This is a genomic window from Acinetobacter sp. V2, from assembly GCF_001188385.1.
In the GTDB taxonomy this organism is placed as follows: Bacteria; Pseudomonadota; Gammaproteobacteria; order Pseudomonadales; family Moraxellaceae; genus Acinetobacter; species Acinetobacter oleivorans.
The window spans coordinates 255,855-259,670 of sequence record NZ_JZFB01000003.1 but is presented as its reverse complement, the minus strand read 5'-3'; the positions used below and the strand labels follow the sequence as shown (position 1 = coordinate 259,670).

Here is a 3,816-nt window from a genome sequence, read left to right as displayed (position 1 = left end):
CGGAATGAAATTTGCCGGTGCAAAAACTGGAACCATCCACTCGTTAAAGTCACTACGTGAAACTGCAAAATTATTCATTTTATCTAGTCCATTAAATTAAAATTATGAGGGTTAGCTGATGACCCTATTATTCAAAATCAAATTGATTCACAAAATTTGTAATTCAGCAAAAAATGAATTATTTTTTACCAATTTGATAATTGACAATTACAATATGGATAACATTGATCAAATTATTTTAGGTTTACTTAAAGATAACGCACGGATGTCTGTTACCGAGTTAGCCGAAAAAGTTCACGTTTCAAGAGCAACTATTAAAAAGAGAATGGAGTATCTTGAATCTTCGGGCATCATTACCGGATATACAGTACGGTTTAAACCCAATGCTGAACGCAACGTTATTCGTGCATGGATGAGCATTATGGTTGAAGGGACCAAAGCGCAATCTGTGATTAAAGAATTACGCCTAGAAAGTGCCGTTGAATGTTTGCATAAAACTAATGGCAAATGGGACATCTTGGTCGAGCTACGCTCTGATACTTTAGAAAACTTCGATAAAGTTTTAGAAAGAATCAGGAATATTTCAGGTATTTATAACAGTGAAACTAGCATTCTTCTTGCGAGTCATAAGACCTAATCATTCACTTTAATTTCAACAAATAAGAACTCGAAATTGATGAGCTAAGCACAAGGTCTGGCTCATCAAGCTGCTTTTGATTAGAAAAATTTTGCTCTTATCTTTCCTCAAATCTACTGAACTACAACGATAATCAACCTCTCCTAAAAATCTTCACAAATTTTTAATTTTTTTTAAATAATCAAATCAAAAACTTAAAATCTAATTTGATTTAAATCTCAACTTTTTTCACTCACTCCCCTCATCAAAGCATTTGACAGAAAATTTAAAACATAATACATATAGTATTATATGTTATATGTTAAAAACCTAAGGACAAGGTATAAAAAATGGCTAAAACTCAACTACAACACTTTATTAACGGCGAATATGTTGCTAGCAAAGGAAATGATTATTTTGACTTGGTCAGCCCAGTGACTGGTGAAGTTTATGCACAATCACCGAATGCAACCGAGGCCGAAGTTGATGCAGCTTATGCTGCTGCAAAAGAAGCATTCAAAATTTGGGGACGCAGCACACCTTCAACTCGTCAAAAAGCATTATTGAATTTGGCAGATGCGATTGAAGCAAATGCGGAGCGTTTAATTGAAGCGCAAAGTCGTAATACGGGTCAGTTAAAACACTTAATCGCATCGGAAGAAGTGGGTGCATCGGCAGATCAAGTGCGTTTCTTTGCAGGCGCTGCCCGCTTACTCAATGGCACAGCTTCAGGTGAATATTTAGAAGGTCTAACCTCTTCTATTCGCCGCGAACCAGTCGGTGTGGTTGGTCAGGTTACACCGTGGAACTATCCACTTATGATGGCTGTTTGGAAAATTGCGCCTGCTTTGGCTGCGGGTAACACAGTGGTACTAAAACCAAGTGACACAACACCAGAAAGTACGCTTTTACTGGCAGAAATTGCTGCGCCATTTTTCCCTAAAGGTGCATTTAACGTGGTGTTAGGTCAAGCTCAGGTGGGTTCAAAAGTTGTATCCCATAAAACCCCAGCACTCGTTTCTATTACAGGTTCGGTTCGTGCCGGATTACAAGTTGCAGCCTCTGCCGCAGCAAATTTAGCAAAAGCCCATCTTGAGCTTGGTGGTAAAGCCCCTGTCGTGGTTTTTGAAGATGCGGACATCGATAAAGCAGTGGAAATGATTGCTTTAACGGGCTATTTCAACGCAGGCCAAGACTGTACTGCGGCAACACGTGTGATTGTGTCTGAAGCCGTTCATGATGAGTTTTTAAGTAAGTTAGTTGAAGCTGCAAAAAATACTCGCTTTGGTGAACCAGATGATCAAGATGCACTTTATGGTCCACTCAACAATGCCAATCAATTGAAGAATGTTAAAGCCTTTATTGACAACTTACCTGCTCACGCCAAAGTTGAAACAGGCGGAAAACAGGCAGACCGTCCAGGCTTCTATTTTGAACCCACTGTTATTAGTGGCTTAAAACAACACGATGAAGCCATTCAAAATGAAATTTTTGGACCTGTAATTACCGTTCAAAAATTTACCGATGAAAATGATGCGATTGAAAAAGCCAACGATGTTGAATATGGCCTAGCTTCAAGTGTGTGGACTAAAGATCACGCCCGCGCAACTCGTCTGTCTCGTGAACTCGATTTCGGTACAGTTTGGATTAACACTCATATTCCTTTAACCGCAGAAATGCCACACGGCGGTTTCAAAAAGTCAGGTTATGGTAAAGATTTATCTGGCTACGGTTTTGAAGAATATACCCGCGTTAAACATGTGATGAGTTCAAACGAATAATAAAAATGGACTTTGAAAGGAGATCAAAATGAATAAACAACAAATGAAAGACTTGGTGAGCAAAGCCCATCACGAGCTATTTAATTTGCACGACACCACTGCTCTAGACCGTTATTTTTCTGAAGACTTTATAGAGCACTCACCGCTGGTTGCAAATGGACTTTCAGGTCTTCGCCAACTGGTAGAAGACTGCCCCAACATGCAACATGAAGCAGTGCGTGTATTGGCAGACGGCGACTTGGTCGCAATTCATGGCCGCTTTCAGGGTCTAGATGAAAACCCATTAGTTGGTTTTGATATTTACCGAGTGAAAGATGGCAAAATTGTGGAACATTGGGATGGGCTTGTAGCAGAAGCAGCGCCGAATGTAAGTGGTAGAACTCAACTAGATGGCCCGACTGAAATCGTAACTCATCATGATTCGGAGAAAAATCGTGAGATTGTGACCTCTTTCTTCAAGAAGTCATTAATTGATGGCAATTACGAAGCATTTAAAGAATACACCCACAACGATCAGTTCATTCAACATAGTCCAGATATTGGCGATGGTGTTAAGGCAGTCATTGATTTTTTGAACAATATCCGTAATGAAGGACAAGGTTTGGTATACTCCAAAACTCATCGCTCCATTGCTGATGGTCAATTTGTATTGACACATTCCGAAGGAAATATTGCTGGAAATCGACATGCCTATTTTGAACTGTGGCGTGTAGATAACGGCAAAATTGTTGAACTTTGGGATGCAATACCAGCCGTGCCTGAAGATGAACAGGCAGTCCATCAATATGGCGTGTTTTAATCATTTATCCGTTTCATTAAGCTAAGTCACTGACTTAGCTTTTAGAGAATTCGCCATGTCAGCATATACGATAATTTTTGCACCTATCGCTCAGGCAACTCGATCGGAACAAGTTGTAGAACGCTTGGAAAATGCAATTATCTCTGGATTGCTCAAAAGCAATGAACAACTTCCTAACGAGGCGGATCTAGCTCGCTTAATGGGAGTGTCACCCATTACCGTTCGTGAAGCTTTAAATACTTTACGCGTAAAGGGTCTAATTGATACACGACGCGGGCGAAACGGCGGAAGCTTTGTTTGTGAGTTACCTTCCGATTTACTCTTAAACAAGCATCCTCTACGTCAAGCTTCCAATGAATATCTAGCTGATTTAGGCGAGTTTCATAGTGCAATTTTAAGCCATGGTGCATATTTGGCAGCACAAAGAACCACTGAATATGAACTGAACAAAATCAAAGAACTGATTGAACAATTTGAACAGGCCGTTGAAGCAGACACGCGTGCCCAACTTGATTTACGTTGTTTGCTGACACTCACCTCTTTTGCTCAATCAGCTCGACTAGCAAATCAAGAGTTAACTATACAAGCCGAATGGGCACCGCTCATTGCTGTGCTTTATC

5 protein-coding genes are annotated in these 3,816 nt (G+C 40.1%); 4 read left to right on the top strand and 1 reads right to left on the bottom strand.

Annotation, left to right across the window (positions count from 1 at the left end):
• On the bottom strand, positions 1-78 hold a 78-nt coding region (locus UC75_RS22560; protein WP_416202217.1), incomplete at its 3' end, for a hypothetical protein.
• Between the two features lie 136 nt (positions 79-214).
• Between UC75_RS22560 and UC75_RS12120 the strand changes: the two genes are divergently transcribed.
• The 4 genes from UC75_RS12120 to UC75_RS12105 all read left to right on the top strand — a co-directional run.
• Complete coding sequence (locus UC75_RS12120; RefSeq protein ID WP_002001056.1) at positions 215-637, top strand: Lrp/AsnC family transcriptional regulator; 423 nt, start codon at positions 215-217, stop codon at positions 635-637.
• Positions 638-966: 329 nt separating this feature from the next.
• The gene (locus UC75_RS12115) at positions 967-2,397 is read left to right on the top strand and encodes a gamma-aminobutyraldehyde dehydrogenase (RefSeq protein ID WP_049837740.1); all 1,431 of its coding nucleotides are present in this window, start codon (positions 967-969) and stop codon (positions 2,395-2,397) included.
• A 28-nt stretch (positions 2,398-2,425) separates the two neighbouring features.
• Positions 2,426-3,196: a nuclear transport factor 2 family protein gene (locus UC75_RS12110; protein WP_049837739.1), complete on the top strand. Its 771-nt coding sequence runs from the start codon at positions 2,426-2,428 to the stop codon at positions 3,194-3,196.
• Between the two features lie 55 nt (positions 3,197-3,251).
• On the top strand, positions 3,252-3,816 hold a 565-nt coding region (locus UC75_RS12105; protein WP_228137326.1), incomplete at its 3' end, for a FadR/GntR family transcriptional regulator.